The organism is Apilactobacillus kunkeei (assembly GCF_001308195.1).
Classification (GTDB): Bacteria; Bacillota; Bacilli; order Lactobacillales; family Lactobacillaceae; genus Apilactobacillus; species Apilactobacillus kunkeei_C.
In genome coordinates this window covers 1-1,612 of record NZ_JXDF01000010.1, presented here as the reverse complement: position 1 = coordinate 1,612, position 1,612 = coordinate 1, and the positions used below count along the sequence as shown (strand labels likewise).

The 1,612-nt window shown below is 50.3% G+C and carries 1 rRNA gene; it reads right to left on the bottom strand.

Annotated elements, in window-relative coordinates:
* Positions 1–147 precede the first annotated feature (147 nt).
* Positions 148–1,612, bottom strand: a 16S ribosomal RNA gene (locus tag RZ78_RS01465); the annotation flags it as partial.

Genomic DNA, 1,612 nt, shown 5'->3' with positions numbered 1-1,612 from the left:
TCGAACCTCCGACCTCACGCTTATCAGGCGTGCGCTCTAAACCAACTGAGCTATAGGCCCAAAGAAGCAAAGAATCATATGAGAGGTAAATCCCTCAAAACTGAATAAGATTGATGAACCTAATGTAAGCTTCCGAAATTTCCTTAGAAAGGAGGTGATCCAGCCGCAGGTTCTCCTACGGCTACCTTGTTACGACTTCACCCTAATCATCTGTCCCACCTTAGACGACTAGCTCCTAAAAGGTTACCCCATCGTCTTTGGGTGTTACAAACTCTCATGGTGTGACGGGCGGTGTGTACAAGGCCCGGGAACGTATTCACCGTGGCATGCTGATCCACGATTACTAGTGATTCCAACTTCATGCAGGCGAGTTGCAGCCTGCAATCCGAACTGAGAATGGCTTTAAGAGATTAGCTTGACCTCGCGGTTTCGCGACTCGTTGTACCATCCATTGTAGCACGTGTGTAGCCCAGCTCATAAGGGGCATGATGATTTGACGTCGTCCCCACCTTCCTCCGGTTTATCACCGGCAGTCTCACTAGAGTGCCCAACTAAATGCTGGCAACTAATAATAAGGGTTGCGCTCGTTGCGGGACTTAACCCAACATCTCACGACACGAGCTGACGACAACCATGCACCACCTGTCATTCTGTCCCCGAAGGGAACGCCCAATCTCTTGGGTTGGCAGAAGATGTCAAGAGCTGGTAAGGTTCTTCGCGTAGCATCGAATTAAACCACATGCTCCACCACTTGTGCGGGCCCCCGTCAATTCCTTTGAGTTTCAACCTTGCGGTCGTACTCCCCAGGCGGAATACTTAATGCGTTAGCTGCGGCACTGAAGGGCGGAAACCCTCCAACACCTAGTATTCATCGTTTACGGCATGGACTACCAGGGTATCTAATCCTGTTCGCTACCCATGCTTTCGAGCCTCAGCGTCAGTAACAGACCAGAAAGCCGCCTTCGCCACTGGTGTTCTTCCATATATCTACGCATTTCACCGCTACACATGGAGTTCCACTTTCCTCTTCTGTACTCAAGTTTTGTAGTTTCCACTGCACTTCCTCAGTTGAGCTGAGGGCTTTCACAGCAGACTTACAAAACCGCCTGCGCTCGCTTTACGCCCAATAAATCCGGACAACGCTTGCCACCTACGTATTACCGCGGCTGCTGGCACGTAGTTAGCCGTGGCTTTCTGGTTAAATACCGTCAAAGTGTTAACAGTTACTCTAACACTTGTTCTTCTTTAACAACAGAGTTTTACGATCCGAAAACCTTCATCACTCACGCGGCGTTGCTCCATCAGACTTTCGTCCATTGTGGAAGATTCCCTACTGCTGCCTCCCGTAGGAGTCTGGGCCGTGTCTCAGTCCCAATGTGGCCGATTACCCTCTCAGGTCGGCTACGTATCATCGTCTTGGTGGGCTTTTATCTCACCAACTAACTAATACGGCGCGGGTCCATCCCAAAGTGATAGCAGAGCCATCTTTCAAGTTGGAACCATGCGGTTCCAACTAATTATGCGGTATTAGCACTTGTTTCCAAATGTTATCCCCCGCTTCGGGGCAGGTTACCCACGTGTTACTCACCAGTTCGCCACTCGCTCCGAATCC